The sequence below is a fragment of the Sphingobacterium sp. 2149 genome, assembly GCF_031455655.1.
In the GTDB taxonomy this organism is placed as follows: domain Bacteria; phylum Bacteroidota; class Bacteroidia; order Sphingobacteriales; family Sphingobacteriaceae; genus Sphingobacterium.
On record NZ_JAVDTD010000002.1, the window covers coordinates 493070 to 509392 of the forward strand.

Genomic DNA, 16323 nt, shown 5'->3' on the forward strand with positions numbered 1-16323 from the left:
AAACTTTTGGATTTCGAGATAGGCGGGTTATTATGCCCCTATTTTATTGTTGGTCTAAGCAGAAGATAATTATATACGGCACAGTTGTTTTTGCTTATTTCAAACACGATCGGATAAAAATCTTCTTTATTTCATGGTGGTTTGTTCGCTACCTATTTTACCTTTGTATTGGCAAACAATTATTAGCCTCCTAGATAACATGATAAAAAAACTATTTTTAAGTACACTACTGGCCTATGTTGGAACAACCTGTGTTATTGCCCAGCAACCCACATTTCTGTCCCATCCGACACTAAGTCCCGATGGTAAAGAAATGGTATTTAGCTACGAAGGCGACCTTTGGAAAGTGGGGAGTCAAGGCGGTGTTGCAGTTCGGTTGACCGGAATGGAAGGAAACGAGATCAATCCACGCATTTCTCCGGATGGAAAATGGCTGGCATTCTCGGCCAATCAAAATGGTAATATGGACATCTATGTGATGCCGCTGGCGGGTGGAGATATTCGTCAGCTTACTTATCACGATGCTTCGGATGAAGTGGACAGCTGGAGCTGGGATAGTAAATCACTTTATTTTACCTCATCCCGTTACAATAGAATGAGCGCCTTTCAGGTTGCTTTGAATGGTGGAACGGCAACAAGATTGTTTCCCCATATCTTTAATTATATCAGCAATGTGGTGCCAACACCCTCAGGCGAATTATTATTCAATGACAGCTGGGAAGGTTATAGTTCAGCCAACCGCAAACGCTATAAAGGAGCTTTCAATCCAGATATTAAGAGTTATAATCCCAAAACAAAAATTTTTCACCAGTATACCGATTATATTGGTAAAGATTTTTGGCCAACAGTCGACCAAAAAGGAAACATATTCTATGTGTCCGATGAAAGTAATGGTGAGTATAATCTCTATCAAATAGCAGGATCATCGAAGATCCAATTGACGGCTTTCTCAGAATCAATCAAACGCCCGTTTGTCGCAGCAGACGGTAGTAAAATCGCATTTGAAAAGGGTTACCAACTTTATATTTACGATGTCAATGCAAAGAAAACGATGCAACCTAGCATCGCTCTTAACCGCAACCAGGTCTTAGGAAAGCTGAAGGAGTTTAACATTTCAGGTAACATCAGTAATTTCGACGTTTCTCCGGACGGAAAAAAAATGGCGTTTGTATCCCGCGGGGAATTGTTTGTGTCGGATATCGAAGGAAAGTTTGTTCGTCAGATTCCAAGTCAGGGCGAACGTATTATGGAAGTTAAGTGGCTTAAAGACAGTAAAACATTGCTCTATAACCAAACGTATCTCGGGTATCAAAATTGGTTTTCACGCGCAGCAGACGGCAAAGGAGAGGTAAAGCAATTGACAAAAGATCTGCGTAACAACCGTGACATTACGTTTAATGCAGATAAAACAAAAGCTGTATACTTGAGCGGGCGTGATGAAGTTCGTATACTGGATTTGACAAGTTTGAAGAGTGAAATAGTGGTTAGAGACGAAATCTGGGCATTTCAAAATTCTTCACCTTCATTTTCCCCTGATGGAAACTATCTGTTATTTACAGCTATACGTAATTTTGAACAAGATATTTTTGTGTATAACCTGAAAAATGAGCAAACCACTAATTTGACAAATACAGGTGTTACAGAGGCAGCACCATATTGGTCTCCAGATGGTAAATATATTTATTTTGCGAGTAACAGAACCAAACCATCCTACCCCACCGGTATGCAAAACTCAAGTATTTTTCGGATGGCTTTGACCAATTTTGATCAGCCTTATCGTAGCACAAAGTTTGATGAACTATTTGTTACACCCGAAAAAAGAGATACAACATTAAAACCTAAATCAGTCGCGAGCCCAGCCGGCGATGCAAAGAAAACTGTTTTGGTTCAATTGGATTTAGAAGGTTTGCGTGACCGTATTGAACAAGTTAGCCCTGCATTTGGAACGCAATTTAATCCTTTGGTTGTACAAAAGGGCGATAAATCTTATTTGTTCTATTCCTCCAACCACGAAGGAAAATATAGTGCTTATCGGACCGTTTATGAATTATTTGTGCCAGCTAAAACAGAAAAAGTCACTGATGGAGGCTTTGGCCAATTTGTAGCGTCTTCAGGCAAGTACTTCGTTTTGAACAGAGGAACAATTCAGAAATATAACCTGGATCTGAATAAACTTGATGCGGTCACAATGAGTTTTAAATTCAATCGGGATCTTGAGAAGGAGTTCAGTCAAATGTTTTATGAAACATGGGCCAATCTGGAGGAAAATTACTACGATAGTCACTTTCATGGGGTAGATTGGGTAGCTGTCAAGAAGAAGTATGAACAGTATCTTCCAGGGATAAACGATCGGACAGATTTGCGTATCCTATTAAATGATATGTTGGGTGAACTGAATTCGTCGCATTTGGGTTTTAGTTCAATGGGGCAGGAAGAACGTAAACCGTTTGGTTTTGTAACGAATGAAATCGGTGTACTTTATGATGCCACTAACCCTTACAAGGTTAGCTATATTGTTCCAAATGGCCCGGCTGCAAAAAAGGAAGTTGATATTCAAGAGGGGGATGTCCTCCTTGCTATCAACGGAACAAAATTAAATACGCAGGCCGACCGCGATAATTATTTCACCTGGCCTTCTTTGGAGGAAGAGATCCAATTGACCTTCGATCGCAAGGGAAAGGAAGTTCAGACAAACATTCGTCCGGTTTCCAGCACAACGTTTAAAGATTTGCTCTACGACCAATGGATTAGAGATAACCGAAGCCGTGTAGACCAGTTGAGCGGTAGCAAGATTGCCTATTCCCATATGAAGAACATGTCTGATGCTGAATTGCAACGCTTTTTGATTGACATGGCCGAGCAGGAGAACAATAAACAGGGGATAATTTTAGACTTAAGGTATAATACAGGAGGAAATGTCCATGATGAAGTTTTAAGGTTCTTGTCTCAGCGTCCTTACCTGCAATGGCAATATCGTGGGGGTAAGCGTGCACCACAAAGTAATTTTGCACCGGCAGCCAAACCGATTGTCCTGTTAATTAATGAGCAATCTTTGAGCGATGCAGAAATGACCGCAGCGGGCTTTAAGGCATTAAAACTGGGTAAAATCATTGGTAACGAGACCTATCGTTGGATTATTTTTACGTCAGCAAAAGGTTTAGTTGACGGATCAAACTATCGACTTCCTTCTTGGGGATGTTACACCCTTGATGGTCAGGACCTCGAGCAAACTGGAGTTGCACCGGATATACTTGTGAAAAATACAGTCCAGGACCGGATGGAAAATAAAGACCCGCAATTGGAAAGAGCAATAAAGGAGATCCTAGGTGCCATAAAATAATTCTATTATCCACTAGAATTATTTCATGAAAATGGGCTGTCTAACAAAGTTGGACAGCCTATTCTTTTGCAGCGCTTTTTTTCTTTGAATATATTCTTTCGCACCTTGTTATTTGTCGCTTTTGCTATTCTTCGCTTTGCATTCTATGATTTCCTCATCTAGTTCTGACGGTTGTCCTGTGGAAATTAGTTGCTGATTTTAAATGGTTTTTATTTTTAAGTTGTTGCTTATTAGGTGTTAATGGTTTTATGTTGCGTTTCATTGTGAAATTGCTGATTGTGTTGCATCCCTTCCAAAAAACTAAACAGGAGATAATATGAAAAAGATTTTTTTAGAGGTAAAAGAGGCTTGCTCGGCAGATTGGAATAAGATGACTCCACAGGAGCAAGGCCGTTTCTGTAGTCAATGTAAGAAGATCGTTGTTGATTTTTCTCAGATGGATGATCAGGAGATTGTAAATGAAATAAAGAACTCTAATAGAAGGTTATGTGGGAGATTTTATGAAGACCAATTAATGCGCGAATTAGATGCGCATGTTTCCTTTGCTAAAAACCCTATTTGGCGCGGGGGGTGGACAGGAGTCGCAGCGGGATTCATTTTGGTCGGATCGTTGAGTCTTTATACGGCTCAGGCACAAAACAAATTGACGGGGGAAGTAGTCGTTGTACAGTCTGCGATGGGAATCAATAAGGTTAAAGAGCAAGGCCGCATCCACGTGTTAACAAACGATAGCAAAGTATCAAAGGACAGCGCCGATAGTGCTAAGGTTAGCATAAAAGGTCGTGTGGTTTGTGCGGGAAGTGATGTGAGTATGGCGGGAACAACGGTCTCTTTAGGAAATTATCGTACTGAAGTGGATGATAAAGGGAATTTTCAGCTTTGGGTACCACAATCGCTACTTGGGGTAAATCAAGAGCTCCGTGCACAAATGTTGGGGTATAAAACGGTGGTGGTTCCATTGAAAAATGGGAATCAAATGCATTTGGATAAACCAATAGAAATGGAAGTTAGGCCAATGATCATGGGAAAGATAACTGTTCCAAAGACGAAGCACAATATGGAGCAGAAGACCAATTAAGGTATAGAGACTCTTTATACGGTTCGCTTGATTATTACAAATGCATTAACAATCTCCCTTGAATGTCATAAAAGTCAAAAAAATATTCTTTTTCACTTGACTTTATCTGCGTTGAACCTTACATTTGGTCTATCGAATGACTTCGTAGCTCAGTTGGTAGAGCAACAGACTCTTAATCTGTGGGTCCTGAGTTCGAGCCTCAGCGGGGTCACTTTCAAAAAAGCCATTTTACGTACGTAGAATGGCTTTTTTTATTGCTAAACAACCTTGATAATTTACTTATTTCAGTTATTAGCTTCATGTTATTAATAGTGTGGGGAGGTTATAAAATTTGGCTATGAGATCCGCTTATCGTATTGGTCATCGAATATTTTCTGCTAGGAAAACATAAAACTCTTTAATCTGTTATTAATTCAGGAAATTAATTGCGTAAATTTGTATTTCAGAAGATAAGCTTATGGAAGACAAGAAGATTTCGATATTGTACGTTGATGATGAAGAAAACAATTTGTTTTCTTTTAAAGCGACATTTCGGCTAAAGTATACCGTATTTACCGCCATTAGTGGCGCTGATGCAATCGATATTGTCAAAAACAATCAAATACACATTATTATTACGGATCAACGTATGCCAGAAATGACTGGTGTAGAGTTTTTGGAGCAGATTATTAAAATTAATGCCGCCCCTATGCGTATTCTTTTGACAGGATATACGGACATGGCTGCTGTTGTTGACGCCGTTAATAAAGGAAAAATCTTTCATTATCTCAATAAGCCTTGGAGTGAAGAGGAACTTGATCAGACGATTCAGCGCGCTTATGATGTATATGCAGAACGTCAAAAGATTGTGGAGACAAATTCTCAGCTAGAGACTTCTAACGACCAATTGGAATTTTTGTTACGCCAAAAGCTACTTTCGTAAAAATAAGATAAGTTTAGGAAAGTAAGCTTTTAAGCTTTGTTGATGTTTTCTGGCATTTTGATAAGCTTTCCATCGTCTATGATGGTCAACTATAAAAGGCTTATTTACTCGGTATGACGACTGTAAAGGTTGTACCTTGATCGGGTTGTGATTCCACTTCAATTTTTCCCTGGAGCTTCAAGAGTGCATTTTGAACATTATAGAGTCCAAATCCCATCCCTTTAGCTTGATCACTAGCTCTGAAGAATAGTTTGAATATATCGTCAACATACTCTGGCGATATCCCTATTCCATTGTCGCTCACAACTATTTTCGCTTTACGTTCTGATACCAAAACAGAAAGCTTGACAAACTGATTCTCTTGCCCCTTACTTTGGTATTTAAAAGCATTAGAAAGAAGATTATGTAAAATGAGTTCAAGAAGCGCCTTGTCTCCATTAAAATTCTCCTTTTGATCCACTAAAATTTCAAAAGCGACCTCTTTATTTTGCGTATACATACTATAAAATTGACGTATATTGCCGAAGAGTTCTTCAAAATTTATCTCGGACAGCAGGAGCTCGCCTCGTCTTAGTAAATAATAGTCGCGTAGGCTGTCAATGTAAGCGTCCAAACTAACTAATGAACTATCCATTAGCGCGAGCAACTCATGAATTCGATCTACGCTGTCAAACTCCAGTCCAAGTTTCACAGCGGAAAGAACTCCGGTCAACGGATCACGAAGGTCGTGGCTAACGCTATAAGCAAACTTATCTAATTCATCATAAGCTTTTTGTAGCTCGCGATTTTTTACCTCAAGCATGGAGTTTGCAACATAAAATTTATTTGCCTCTTCTATAGCCGAAACAATCTCTTCATTCATCCAGGGTTTGCGGACAAATCTAAATATATGTCCTTTATTGACTGCTTCAATTACAGTTTCCATATTGGCGTAAGCTGTTAGAAGAATACGGATTGGCTTTGGAAAGTCTTTTTTTATGCGGTGTAAAAAATCGATGCCCATCTCATCAGGCATGCGTTGATCGCAGAAGATAATACGGATATCCGGATGAGTATGAAGTATCTTTTCAGCTTCAGTTGTGTTGGATGCTGTATAGATCGTATAATCGTATCTAAAGTTCGCTTTAAAGCTAACTAAATTGTTGGCTTCGTCATCGATATATAGTATTTCAAACTCCCTCTGCATAATTTTATTATATGGTTTTATTCCCTTACAAAAGATATGAAAAAATAATAGTTAATTGAACTATTTTAAGTTTATAGTTATACTAATCATTTTGTTGAATTGGAATGATTAGTGTAAAACTGGTACCCTGTCCCACTTCTGAATCTACAACAATCCGACCATGATGTTTTGCAATAGTATTGTAGGCAATGGACATTCCTAGACCAGTCCCCTCGCCGACGTCTTTCGTCGTAAAAAACGGTTCAAAGATCCGTTCATGAATTTCTTTTGGAATACCAATACCATTATCGGCGATTTTGATAAAAACCGAAGTGTCATCGTTATAAACTCCGGTCTCAATACATATTTTTCCACCGACTTCGTGGTTGAATTTTTTATTTACAGCATAAATAGCATTTGTAACAATATTCAGAAATACTTGATTAAGTTTACCTGCATGACATTCTACTTTCGGCATATCTCCATAGATCTTATCAACCTCTATTGTGTTATTCAATAGACTATTGAGAATAACCATTGTTGATTCAAGTCCCTCATTCAGATCGGCAAATTTTAATGTATCCTCATCCACACGTGAAAAAATCCGTAAACTCTTGACTATTTCCGCGGTACGGTGAGCTCCATCGTGCATACCTTTTAATAAAAAATCCACCTCTGTTTTTAAATAGTCAATATCTAGATCGTCTTTAAATTTTTTAATCTGAATTTGTTTTTCTGTATCCGATATACCTTCTTTAAAGGCTATACGTTCCACTTCCTCTAGTGTTTCCCAGATCATCTTTATGTCACGTTTTAATGGGGCAACGTTCGATGTGACAAAATTGATAGGGTTATTGATTTCATGGGCAACCCCGGCTGTCAACTGACCAAGGGACGCCATCTTTTCAGCCTCAACAAGCTGGGATTGCGTTTCCTTTAGGTGAGTAAGAGTGGTCTGTAGAGACTCGTTAGATTGTGTCAATTCACGTGTCCGCTCATCCACTTTTTGTTCCAACACTATATTTTGCTCGCGTATCAATCTTTCGTTTTCTAACGAAATCGCTAATTCCCTGACTTGCGAGGCTTCTTTCTCTTCTTTTAAGATATTGATACTATAAGCGAGACCGAATGATAATAGAGCCATTTCAACAACGGAAGCAATTTGTACAGCGTTGCTTGTAAAATCGTTGTATTGTAGGATGCCATAGTCCTTTAGTAAGAATACTACTGAACCCAACAATAAAACCGTCCAACCATAAACAAAATATTTAGCGGGCTTATAACCATTTATCATCACACGGTAGGATAAGTAAAGGACGAATAAAGACCCCGCTCCCGTTGTTAATTGCATAACCGTAAATGCCAGTTGGGTAAGGTTTAGTAGTGTTAGAACTGGGCCAATGACAAAGAGGACAATGAAAAAAGTGATCACACGCCGTGATCTAGGCGCATTTTTGGATAATTGTAGGAATGAATCTGCAAAAAGTAAGGCACATAATCCTGATAGACATCCAAAAATAATCGGCCCTTTTGTTGCGAAATACGTCCAATTTGGCCATAAATATTGAAAACTGTAACCTTTAATTCCCATTTGTGTTATTCCTGCACAAAGAACATATAGTACATAATATAGATAGCCCCTCTCCCGAACAGAGAAAAATAAAAATAAATTATATATTGCCATAATGCAGACAATTCCGATATAAATACCGCTTAATAAGCTATCATCATTCATTTCTTTTAAGAAACTTCGTTCGTTACTTAAATAGATTGGTAGAATAATCTGTTCGGTGCTCTTAACTCGAATAAAAAATGTGGTTTTCTTATTTCCTGTTAATTGAATGTCAAATGCGTAATTAGGTACCTTATATTTTCTAGCCGAAAAAGGGCGATGTTCTCCCAACTTGATCGATTTATAACTCCCATCTGGTGATGGTATAAATAATTCGACCTCGTCAAGAAGAGGATAGGCGATCTCGAGTAGGAGCTCAAGTTTATCTTTGCCCTTATTTATCATCGGCAACCGGAGCCAGATATCAGAAGATGATGTACCTAAATTGGGGACTTTGCTTCCCAAAGATTGGAAGGATGAATCCGAAGTATCTGAAAAATCAGGCCGTCCATTGCCTTCGTAGCGTTCTAGGCCATATCCGATCAATAAGCGCTGCGTTGGGTGTTCTATAATAACCTCTCCAAAACAGGGCGAACTATATGTACAGATCAATAGGAAAATTAGGTTAAGCCAGCATCTCATCACAATATGCTATTTTTTTGCTTCGGCGATAACTAAATTCATAGAGACAAGGAAGCAGCCCGCTTCGTCAGCTTGGTTCAATGTGTTTTGAAACTCCTCCATCTCGGCGGTGCTCAATTGCTCTTTTTCGACCATTTCTAAAAGGATTTTATCTAAAAATAGATAACGATTAGCTTCCTCTTTCGAGCGGGCCACCATACAAAATGTTTGCAATTCTACGTGTTTAAAACCTTGATTTAATAGATCTGAGGTTAATTTATTTCCGGCCCAGCCATTATTAACTTTTTCATTGGTCAAATAATGGCATATCTTTGCCTCAATACCCACGTGTTTGCTATAGAATGTCAGACTATTCCAGATGGTCTCAACGATAACCAGAGGTTTCCCCTCAATCAAAACACGGTGAACCTCGGCAAACATTTTTTGCGCCTCCGCTAGATGTTGTACAACGCGTTCCATTCTAATACCGGAGATGGAATTGTCTGCAAAGCTAAGGTTGTAAACCTCACCTTGAACGAAGTCTACATTTTTTATGTTTGCAGCACTTGATTTCGCATGCTCAATTAGGGTGTTATCATGATCTAAACCAACGACTAGTACATTATCACCCAGCATGTTTGCCAAGTTGATGGCATCCATTCCAGTGCCACAACCAAGATCGACAACCACGCCCTCTTTAATCGAATTGAAAGGAGTGTATGAATGTATTTTCAATTGTTTAAGAAAATCACCGGTATCCATCAAGTATCCGGCATTATAATGCTTATTGTCCATTACAAAATATTTAAATTACGATCATCTGGCCTATGGTCTAATGATGTATGTTTCAGATTTTTAATAATCTCATTTAGATCCCATTGATTCAAATTCGGAATATCAATTTGATAATGGATTTCAATTTCTTTATTCCGCAAAGTTTCTATGCGGACAATATTGGAATTATTACGAAGGGAAAGAATTGCATCTTTGTTTTCTTGATCGGCTTCGGTTAGGGTTTCTAGGTTTCGCATAATCATCACAGTTGCCAGCAGGTCTAGCTTAGGATAATAAAATGTACCATTATTTCCAACACTGGTGTCGATCCGGTAGCCAACACTTTCTGCTAATTTTACTGTATAAGGAGCGCATAAAGCAAATAGCGATTTAATGCCGACCTGTGTACTGATCGCAGCGCCAGCCCGTGTTAAAAATATGCTGCCAATGCCATATCCAGCAATCTCTCGCGAGTTCCATAGCCCACAGCCTTCACCTGTTCCCTTTTGCGCGTACTCATAAACAAGGTCTAAAATTTTAGCATCCATCGATCCGGTTGCTTGTTCAATCGGAAGAGGTTCGCTACCACCAGATACGTGTATGCGTACTCCTCCATAGACTTTGTCGCCATCAAGGGATTCTACGATCAGCACGAATGATGCCGGATTATACATCCAGTCATTTTTGGAGGAAGTCACCTTCTTCACGCCTATAGCCGTTAATACATGCGCGTGTCCTTCTATGAAACGTTCACAGGTTTGGGGATCGTCGATAGCCCGAAATGCTCTTAGTCTTACTACTGGACGTCCTTCGTTGAATAATAATGCCACCGAATGCTTGATTTATCGTTTAAACGCAAATCTAATCAATTAAATGCAAAGCTGTTTATTCTTCAAATAATTTATATCTTAAAGAAATTATCTGTAATTTTCAATGATGAAATTATTTGATTTTTTTCATCTACATAGGCAAAAATTACCTATTTAAACTGATTTCATCGAAAATATTTTATTGTCTTATTAAATTATATTTTTGACGTCATAATGTCCACCTCACAGCATTAATGTTTCTGCAGGGTATTTTTATAAATCTGACCATCTTTCATAATTACCAAAAAGTTTTTATCTGGATCTGCCAACAATTTTAGATCCTTGAGCGGGTCACCATCAACAAGGATAAGATCTGCCAGAGCGCCTTCCTCAATACTTCCTAGTTTGCCGGGATATGGACTTCTTAATCCTGAAAGCTGTAGAAGTTCACCATTATCGTGTGTGACCATTTTAATGATTTCGGCATTTGTAAACCACTTTTGAAGTCGCAATATAAATGCATTCTGCAATTTATTCAGATCAGGTTCAAAAAGGAAATCTGTACCCCAGGCTAGTTTTACGCCATATTTTTTAGCCATAGGCCACACTTTTTCCTGACCTTCTATGACAGGCTTACGCTTGATTCTTCGTTGCGGATCCATATCGGGCGTATCTTCCACAAGATTCTGTAAACTTAGCCAAATATTGTTTTTTGCAATTAGCTGCAACGTTTCTTCGTCAAGCAATTGTCCATGTTCGATACATCTTACGCCAGCTTCGATCGCTCTTTGAATCGCTCTTGGTGTATAAGCATGTACGGTGACATAAGTTCCCCAATCTTCTGCCGCTTCCACTGCCGCCTTCATCTCGTCAAGAGTATATTGGGTTACATCTACTGGATCGTATGCAGAAGAAGTGCCCCCGCCTGCCATGAGTTTAATTTGACTCGCTCCAAATCTCAAATTTTCTCTCACTGCAGTCAATACCTCGGCACGCCCGTCGGCGATAAATGTGGCACCATATCGTTCTGCACGAGAGACTACTCCAAAAAAGCGGCGTGATTTTTCCTCAGGAGTACGAAAGTCCCCATGCCCTGCCGTCTGGCTTATCGTAGCCCCAGATGGCCATATCCTAGGTCCCAAAAGTTTGCCCTTATCAATGGCAGCTTTTAATGGGAATATTGGACCACCGACATCACGTACGCTTGTAAAACCACGCATTAACATCTGTTGAGCTGAACTGCCTACTGTATTGAACAAAAATTCTTCCGATAAGTCATTTGTCATCATCTGTGGCATCGTCAAAGCGCCAAATACCAAATGTACATGGGCGTCAATCAAACCCGGCATGAGTGTTTTGCCTTTACCGTCAATTCGAATGACATCCTTATCTTTCGCCTTAATTGGAGACGCGCTTATGTGCTTAATGGTGCTGCCTTCTATTAAAACATACCTTGGAGAGGTTAGCATTTGACTCGTAAAGTCAATCAGTTTGACATTTTCTATTAAAACCTGCTTCTCCTGACCTTGGATAGCCTGTAGAAAAACTATACAAAGAAATAGAGTTAGTAGTTGACCTAGACGCATAGTATGAAGAATTACGGTGATATATAATATGACAAATAAATTTTGATTTCAACGAACTGATGTCAGCTCGAAAAGTATCTTCTAAGTTAAACTATAAATTTAATATATTTTAGATGTTTCGGCACAAATTTCCTCTCGACTCCTCTTTTTAGGTAAATAGGAGTCAATAATGCTAGCAATCATTTGAAAAGAGTTAATTTTATTCCATTATGATGTATAAAAAAATCATTCGAAGTTATTTAAGTGGTGTAATTCCTAAGATCAGTACTAAAAAAGAACTGTTCACCTTGTCTTTCTTGCTCGGTTTATCAGCCTATCTCTTCCTGATCGTTTTTCAACCATTTGGAACGTACAATTTTGATCATATCCATAAATTTGTTTTGTTATCCGGATATGGGGCAATATTATCTGCAGTTTATATACTAGTTTCTCTTGTCTTACGTACAAAAATCGAAACGATTGCTATGGAGTTGTTCCGTATCACCCTTGTACTACTAGTGACAAGTTTTTGTAATTTCATCTATCATGGTTGGATTATTAATGGTGCGCCTCTACAATGGAGCAACCTCCCTTTTATTGGATTTTATACACTGTCACTCTATAGTCCAATTGGAACGATTTATTTTTTGCTTCGAATAAACAGGTATAGTCCACATCATGTACAAAATAATCCGCTTAATGTTGTAATTCCGATAAACTCAGATGCGATATCAAGTCAAGGTAATGATTGTCATTTTTTGACATTAGTCAGTATTCCAAATGGAAGCCAAACAATAACATTACAGCCGGATGATTTTATTTTCGCAAAATCGATGGACAATTATTGCATGATCTATTTCAGAAAAGATGATACACTGAAGAAGCAAATGATACGAATAACATTAACGCACTTGTCTCAGCTTCTACATACGGGTGCTATCCACCGGTGTCACCGATCATATCTAGTCAACTTTGAAAAGATATTGGTAAAGGAAAGAAATGCACAAGGTTTTTTGTTGCGTTTTGCAGATATTGACGATTTCGCCATCGTTTCAAGGTCTGCCATTGAATCCGTTCGACCCTATTTATAACCAACGGCCAGTTACGCTGTTGTCAATCATCCCTAAAACTTGACGTATACCACATAATTTTGTGTATTCCTAAAGTGGAGCATAATTTCGCTTAAAAAAAAGATGAAAACTAAAAATTTAAACCTGCTCTTACTATTTCTTTTTTTCGGAATATATTTTATTCTTGATTATTCGTTCTTTTCCACACTGCAATCTACTCTAATTAACTATATTCCTAGTCGGTTTTTAGGCACGTGTGCGCTTATTCTATAAGCCTTTTGCCACTATTTTTGGGAGCAATGCTACTTAAGCCAAAAGAGTCAGATAAATTCTTCACAAAATTCGGGTTAAATGGTTCTTTTCTACAAGGGATTTCTTTTGGGGTGATAACAACTTTGCCGATGTTCTTGGGTTACGCCTGTGTTTTTACCATAAATCGTAAAATAGATCCAAACACGCTATTAATAAATAGTGTATCTTCAGGATTCTTTGAAGAGATAATCTTTCGTGCCTATTTTTTTGGTTTAGTTTTTCGCTATACCCGACTAGGATTCATTCCATCCATTTTTGCAACGTCATTCCTATTTGCCTTACTACACCTTTATCAGAGTCAGGACTTGGTTGAATTGGTTTTGATATTTAGCATAACGTTCTTCGGCGCGATCCTGTTTTCGTGGTTGTATGTCGAATGGAAGTTTAATCTATGGATCCCGATCGCACTTCATATTTTTATGAATTTAACCTGGATGATCTTTGATGTTGCTGACAATTCCGCTGGAAATGTATGGAGCAATTTCTTTCGTTTTTTTACTGTCTTTATGGCGATTGTATGGACGATCTTGCATGCGCGGAAAACGAATGCTGGTCTACAGGTCAAATTGAGAAATTTATGGCTGAACAGTTAATGGGATATCTTATTTCAAAGGGCGTTTGTGGCTGTACATGTGTTGTTGCAAAATGACCCTCTTGAAGATCATATGAGCAATAGTTTATGGCTAAAATAGATTCTTTGGTGATCGCTAACTCTTGGATAATCTCTGAAAACAGTATTTTTTTTGGCATAAGATTGGCTAACTTGATGTTTATGAATAGACTGTTATTTTTACCACTATTGCTCTTGATCGGATCAGCTTTAGCCATTGGAACATTGAGTTGTGATCGCAACACAAACGATAAAGGCACAGGTGCAAAAGATTCATCTATAGTTAAAATAGTAGCTGTAAAGGATACGATCACCCCTGCGCAATTCCCTCCTTTGCCAATTGATTATGAAAATACGAAGGTTTTAAAAAACAGCTATGTGGTTGATCGGTCAGGCGTTGAACTTCGTCAGGGGCCTGATCAGTCTGCGCCGGTATTGGGGAAATATCCCTATGGTACCAAACTCGATGTTATTGCTGAAGAAGGGGATTGGGTTGCCGTCATGGATCGCATTCAACGGGATTATAAAGGAGCACAAGGTGAGATGGGTGATGTAACGAGATGGGAAAAGGTATATGTCGCAAAGTCGAAGCTGGGAAAACAAGATCAAATTACAATATCACCGAAAGATTTAAACTTAATCATTTCTATTACGATAAATGGTCGAGAAACCTATTATGAAAAGGGACATTCTTTAGATAAATATCTGCGGGTAGAATTGATCGATGAGCAAACATTTTCTGCAGCTCGTAAAACTTCGAAAGACTACTTGATAAAGGATACCATGTCTTATCCTAAAAATGGGAAGGTATTGGAGCTGCCTTTGAAAAATGGGGAAAAACTAATATTTACGGATAAGGGTATCGATAGTGAATTAGAAGAGCGGTATTCGTACAAAGGGCATTATGATTTTCTAAATGCTTATGCAGTGGAAGGGAATTATTGGGAAAGTTCTGATGTACGCCTTTTTGACAAACAAGACGGTCATTTAATTGTGGAGTGTGGTGCCTCCCCCTTCTTTTCATTGGATAAAAATTACCTAATGACTCTGCTGGCTGATCCTTATGAATCCACGGGCGACTTACAGCTCTTCCACGTGAAACAAGGGAAGCTTTCACCAATGCTTTTTGTGAGGTTTAAGGAGTGGATGCCAACTTGGAAGGAGGAACTGATATTCTGGGGGAACGATGGTTGCATCTATACCGCTGCTAACCATATCAATGGCTATTGGGGGGATGAGGGTGCTTTAAATGAAAAAGCACAGTTTATTAGAATTAGCATATTACCACAGTAGAGAACAGCTAAGCCCTACTTTTATTGATCGGAATACTTAGATTGTATTATTTTTCTGTTCACTAAAACTATTCTAACCTGTACCTGTTGTATTCATAAAATTAGATTATAGTTTGTAATTTAGCTGGATGAAATTAAGAATATTATCATTATTTACAATCATTTTTATGTTTACTATGTCTTCCATGGCACAAGAGCAACCATGGAAGGAGCATAATAAATGGATTTGGGGACCTTCCGTAGGTTATCAGTATCAAAGTGGTAATTTTCTGAAAGTTTCAGGCTGGGGATTGTTTGCCCCTAATGATTTTCAATATATGAAAATTGATGCCGGCGCTAATTTCAGCTGGATGGGAGGTAAAACAACTGTCATTCCAGAATTGGGGTTCACCTATTACCTAAATGATTTTGTTCTGTTCCCTTTTGTGAAAGCTGAACTCACACCTTACACAATAACACCTAAAGTCGGAGCTAGTCTCTTTTCTATTGTCGATCTCGGTATAGGTTATGGATTTGACTATAACACGAAGAAAAACTTTAAGCCAATTGAAGGGTTTACTGTGTCGGTCGGTGTCAATATTCCGCTTAATTTTCATATTTATTAATAGAAGCATGCAAAGTAAGATTTCCTATCTTTTTCTCGTTGTATTTATCTTATTGGCTCTTATTGGACGTGTTAGAGCACAAGATTACTTAATCGGCCCTACCTTGAGCTACCAATTTCAAAAGGGAAGTATAGTAAAAAGTGGCGCTTATTTTGCTTTTCCCGTTGTTGGTGATCATATTTTGCGAGCCGATGCCACAGCCAACTTTACCTGGACTCAAAAGAAATTTGCCGTCATCCCTGAGGCTGCGGTAACTTATTATCCTCAAACATATGTTCTGACTCCGTTTTTTCGTACAGAACTTAGTCCTTATACTATAACACCGAAAGTTGGGTTGAGCTTAGCGACTTTATTGGATATTGACTTGGGATATGGATTTTCAATCAGTGACAAAAAAGATTATAACCCTATAAAGGGATTCGCAGTATCTCTACGATTCAGTATTCCGCTAAATTATCGAATCAATATGTAGTTTGATTTTCTTTGTGTCTCATTAGCCTAATTAAATACTCCAAAATCCTAGTTTGGCAAGATCATTTTTGATTATG

General features: G+C 38.5%; 13 protein-coding genes and 1 tRNA gene. 9 read left to right on the forward strand and 5 right to left on the reverse strand.

Translation table 11 applies throughout. The features are described from left to right. Window positions 1-199: 199 nt before the first annotated feature. The 4 genes from J2X77_RS04435 (at window position 200) to J2X77_RS04450 (ending at window position 5340) form a co-directional block, all read left to right on the forward strand. On the forward strand, window positions 200-3340 hold the full coding sequence (locus tag J2X77_RS04435) for a S41 family peptidase (RefSeq protein WP_310079297.1): 3141 nt from the start codon (window positions 200-202) through the stop codon (window positions 3338-3340). A gap of 316 nt (window positions 3341-3656) precedes the next feature. Continuing rightward, window positions 3657-4418, forward strand: a complete 762-nt coding sequence (locus J2X77_RS04440; RefSeq protein ID WP_209576899.1) for a hypothetical protein — start codon at window positions 3657-3659, stop codon at window positions 4416-4418. A 138-nt stretch (window positions 4419-4556) separates the two neighbouring features. After that, window positions 4557-4629 (forward strand) — tRNA-Lys (locus J2X77_RS04445). 246 nt (window positions 4630-4875) lie between these two features. Continuing rightward, window positions 4876-5340, forward strand: coding sequence for a response regulator (locus J2X77_RS04450; RefSeq protein WP_209576897.1), 465 nt, complete (start codon window positions 4876-4878; stop codon window positions 5338-5340). Window positions 5341-5440: 100 nt separating this feature from the next. Here the strand turns inward: J2X77_RS04450 and J2X77_RS04455 are convergent, their stop codons facing one another. The 5 genes from J2X77_RS04455 to J2X77_RS04475 all read right to left on the reverse strand — a co-directional run bounded on the left by J2X77_RS04455 (window position 5441) and on the right by J2X77_RS04475 (window position 11907). Then, window positions 5441-6526 (reverse strand): hybrid sensor histidine kinase/response regulator, encoded by a 1086-nt coding sequence (locus J2X77_RS04455; RefSeq protein WP_209576895.1) that lies wholly within the window; start codon window positions 6524-6526, stop codon window positions 5441-5443. An 82-nt stretch (window positions 6527-6608) separates the two neighbouring features. Beyond that, entirely contained in the window at window positions 6609-8759 is a 2151-nt protein-coding gene (locus J2X77_RS04460) for a 7TM diverse intracellular signaling domain-containing protein (RefSeq protein WP_209576893.1), read from the reverse strand. A 9-nt stretch (window positions 8760-8768) separates the two neighbouring features. Beyond that, window positions 8769-9533, reverse strand: a complete 765-nt coding sequence (locus J2X77_RS04465; RefSeq protein ID WP_209576892.1) for a methyltransferase domain-containing protein — start codon at window positions 9531-9533, stop codon at window positions 8769-8771. Next, window positions 9533-10342, reverse strand: a complete 810-nt coding sequence (locus J2X77_RS04470) for a hypothetical protein (RefSeq protein ID WP_209576890.1) — start codon at window positions 10340-10342, stop codon at window positions 9533-9535. The genes J2X77_RS04465 and J2X77_RS04470 overlap by 1 nt, the downstream gene beginning before the upstream one ends. A gap of 230 nt (window positions 10343-10572) precedes the next feature. Further along, entirely contained in the window at window positions 10573-11907 is a 1335-nt protein-coding gene (locus J2X77_RS04475) for an amidohydrolase family protein (RefSeq protein ID WP_310079301.1), read from the reverse strand. A gap of 209 nt (window positions 11908-12116) precedes the next feature. Between J2X77_RS04475 and J2X77_RS04480 the strand changes: the two genes are divergently transcribed. The 5 genes from J2X77_RS04480 to J2X77_RS04500 all read left to right on the forward strand — a co-directional run bounded on the left by J2X77_RS04480 (window position 12117) and on the right by J2X77_RS04500 (window position 16247). Further along, entirely contained in the window at window positions 12117-12977 is an 861-nt protein-coding gene (locus tag J2X77_RS04480) for a LytTR family DNA-binding domain-containing protein (protein WP_209576888.1), read from the forward strand. Window positions 12978-13255: 278 nt separating this feature from the next. Continuing rightward, the gene (locus J2X77_RS04485; protein ID WP_310079303.1) at window positions 13256-13861 is read left to right on the forward strand and encodes a CPBP family intramembrane glutamic endopeptidase; all 606 of its coding nucleotides are present in this window, start codon (window positions 13256-13258) and stop codon (window positions 13859-13861) included. Window positions 13862-14040: 179 nt separating this feature from the next. Continuing rightward, window positions 14041-15171, forward strand: a complete 1131-nt coding sequence (locus J2X77_RS04490; RefSeq protein ID WP_209576883.1) for an SH3 domain-containing protein — start codon at window positions 14041-14043, stop codon at window positions 15169-15171. 184 nt (window positions 15172-15355) lie between these two features. Further along, window positions 15356-15775, forward strand: a complete 420-nt coding sequence (locus J2X77_RS04495; protein ID WP_293880321.1) for a hypothetical protein — start codon at window positions 15356-15358, stop codon at window positions 15773-15775. A gap of 7 nt (window positions 15776-15782) precedes the next feature. Beyond that, on the forward strand, window positions 15783-16247 hold the full coding sequence (locus tag J2X77_RS04500; RefSeq protein ID WP_209576880.1) for a hypothetical protein: 465 nt from the start codon (window positions 15783-15785) through the stop codon (window positions 16245-16247). Window positions 16248-16323 lie beyond the last annotated feature (76 nt).

Excerpts from the sequence above, each read along its gene's own strand:
- J2X77_RS04450 (WP_209576897.1), top strand. The coding sequence starts at position 4,876 with ATGGAAGACAAGAAGATTTCGATATTGTACGTTGATGATGAAGAAAAC.
- J2X77_RS04485 (WP_310079303.1), top strand. The coding sequence starts at position 13,256 with ATGCTACTTAAGCCAAAAGAGTCAGATAAATTCTTCACAAAATTCGGG.
- J2X77_RS04455 (WP_209576895.1), bottom strand. The coding sequence starts at position 6,526 with ATGCAGAGGGAGTTTGAAATACTATATATCGATGACGAAGCCAACAAT.
- J2X77_RS04490 (WP_209576883.1), top strand. The coding sequence starts at position 14,041 with ATGAATAGACTGTTATTTTTACCACTATTGCTCTTGATCGGATCAGCT.
- J2X77_RS04440 (WP_209576899.1), top strand. The coding sequence starts at position 3,657 with ATGAAAAAGATTTTTTTAGAGGTAAAAGAGGCTTGCTCGGCAGATTGG.
- J2X77_RS04475 (WP_310079301.1), bottom strand. The coding sequence starts at position 11,907 with ATGCGTCTAGGTCAACTACTAACTCTATTTCTTTGTATAGTTTTTCTA.
- J2X77_RS04435 (WP_310079297.1), top strand. The coding sequence starts at position 200 with ATGATAAAAAAACTATTTTTAAGTACACTACTGGCCTATGTTGGAACA.
- J2X77_RS04495 (WP_293880321.1), top strand. The coding sequence starts at position 15,356 with ATGGCACAAGAGCAACCATGGAAGGAGCATAATAAATGGATTTGGGGA.
- J2X77_RS04500 (WP_209576880.1), top strand. The coding sequence starts at position 15,783 with ATGCAAAGTAAGATTTCCTATCTTTTTCTCGTTGTATTTATCTTATTG.
- J2X77_RS04460 (WP_209576893.1), bottom strand. The coding sequence starts at position 8,759 with ATGAGATGCTGGCTTAACCTAATTTTCCTATTGATCTGTACATATAGT.
- J2X77_RS04465 (WP_209576892.1), bottom strand. The coding sequence starts at position 9,533 with ATGGACAATAAGCATTATAATGCCGGATACTTGATGGATACCGGTGAT.
- J2X77_RS04480 (WP_209576888.1), top strand. The coding sequence starts at position 12,117 with ATGATGTATAAAAAAATCATTCGAAGTTATTTAAGTGGTGTAATTCCT.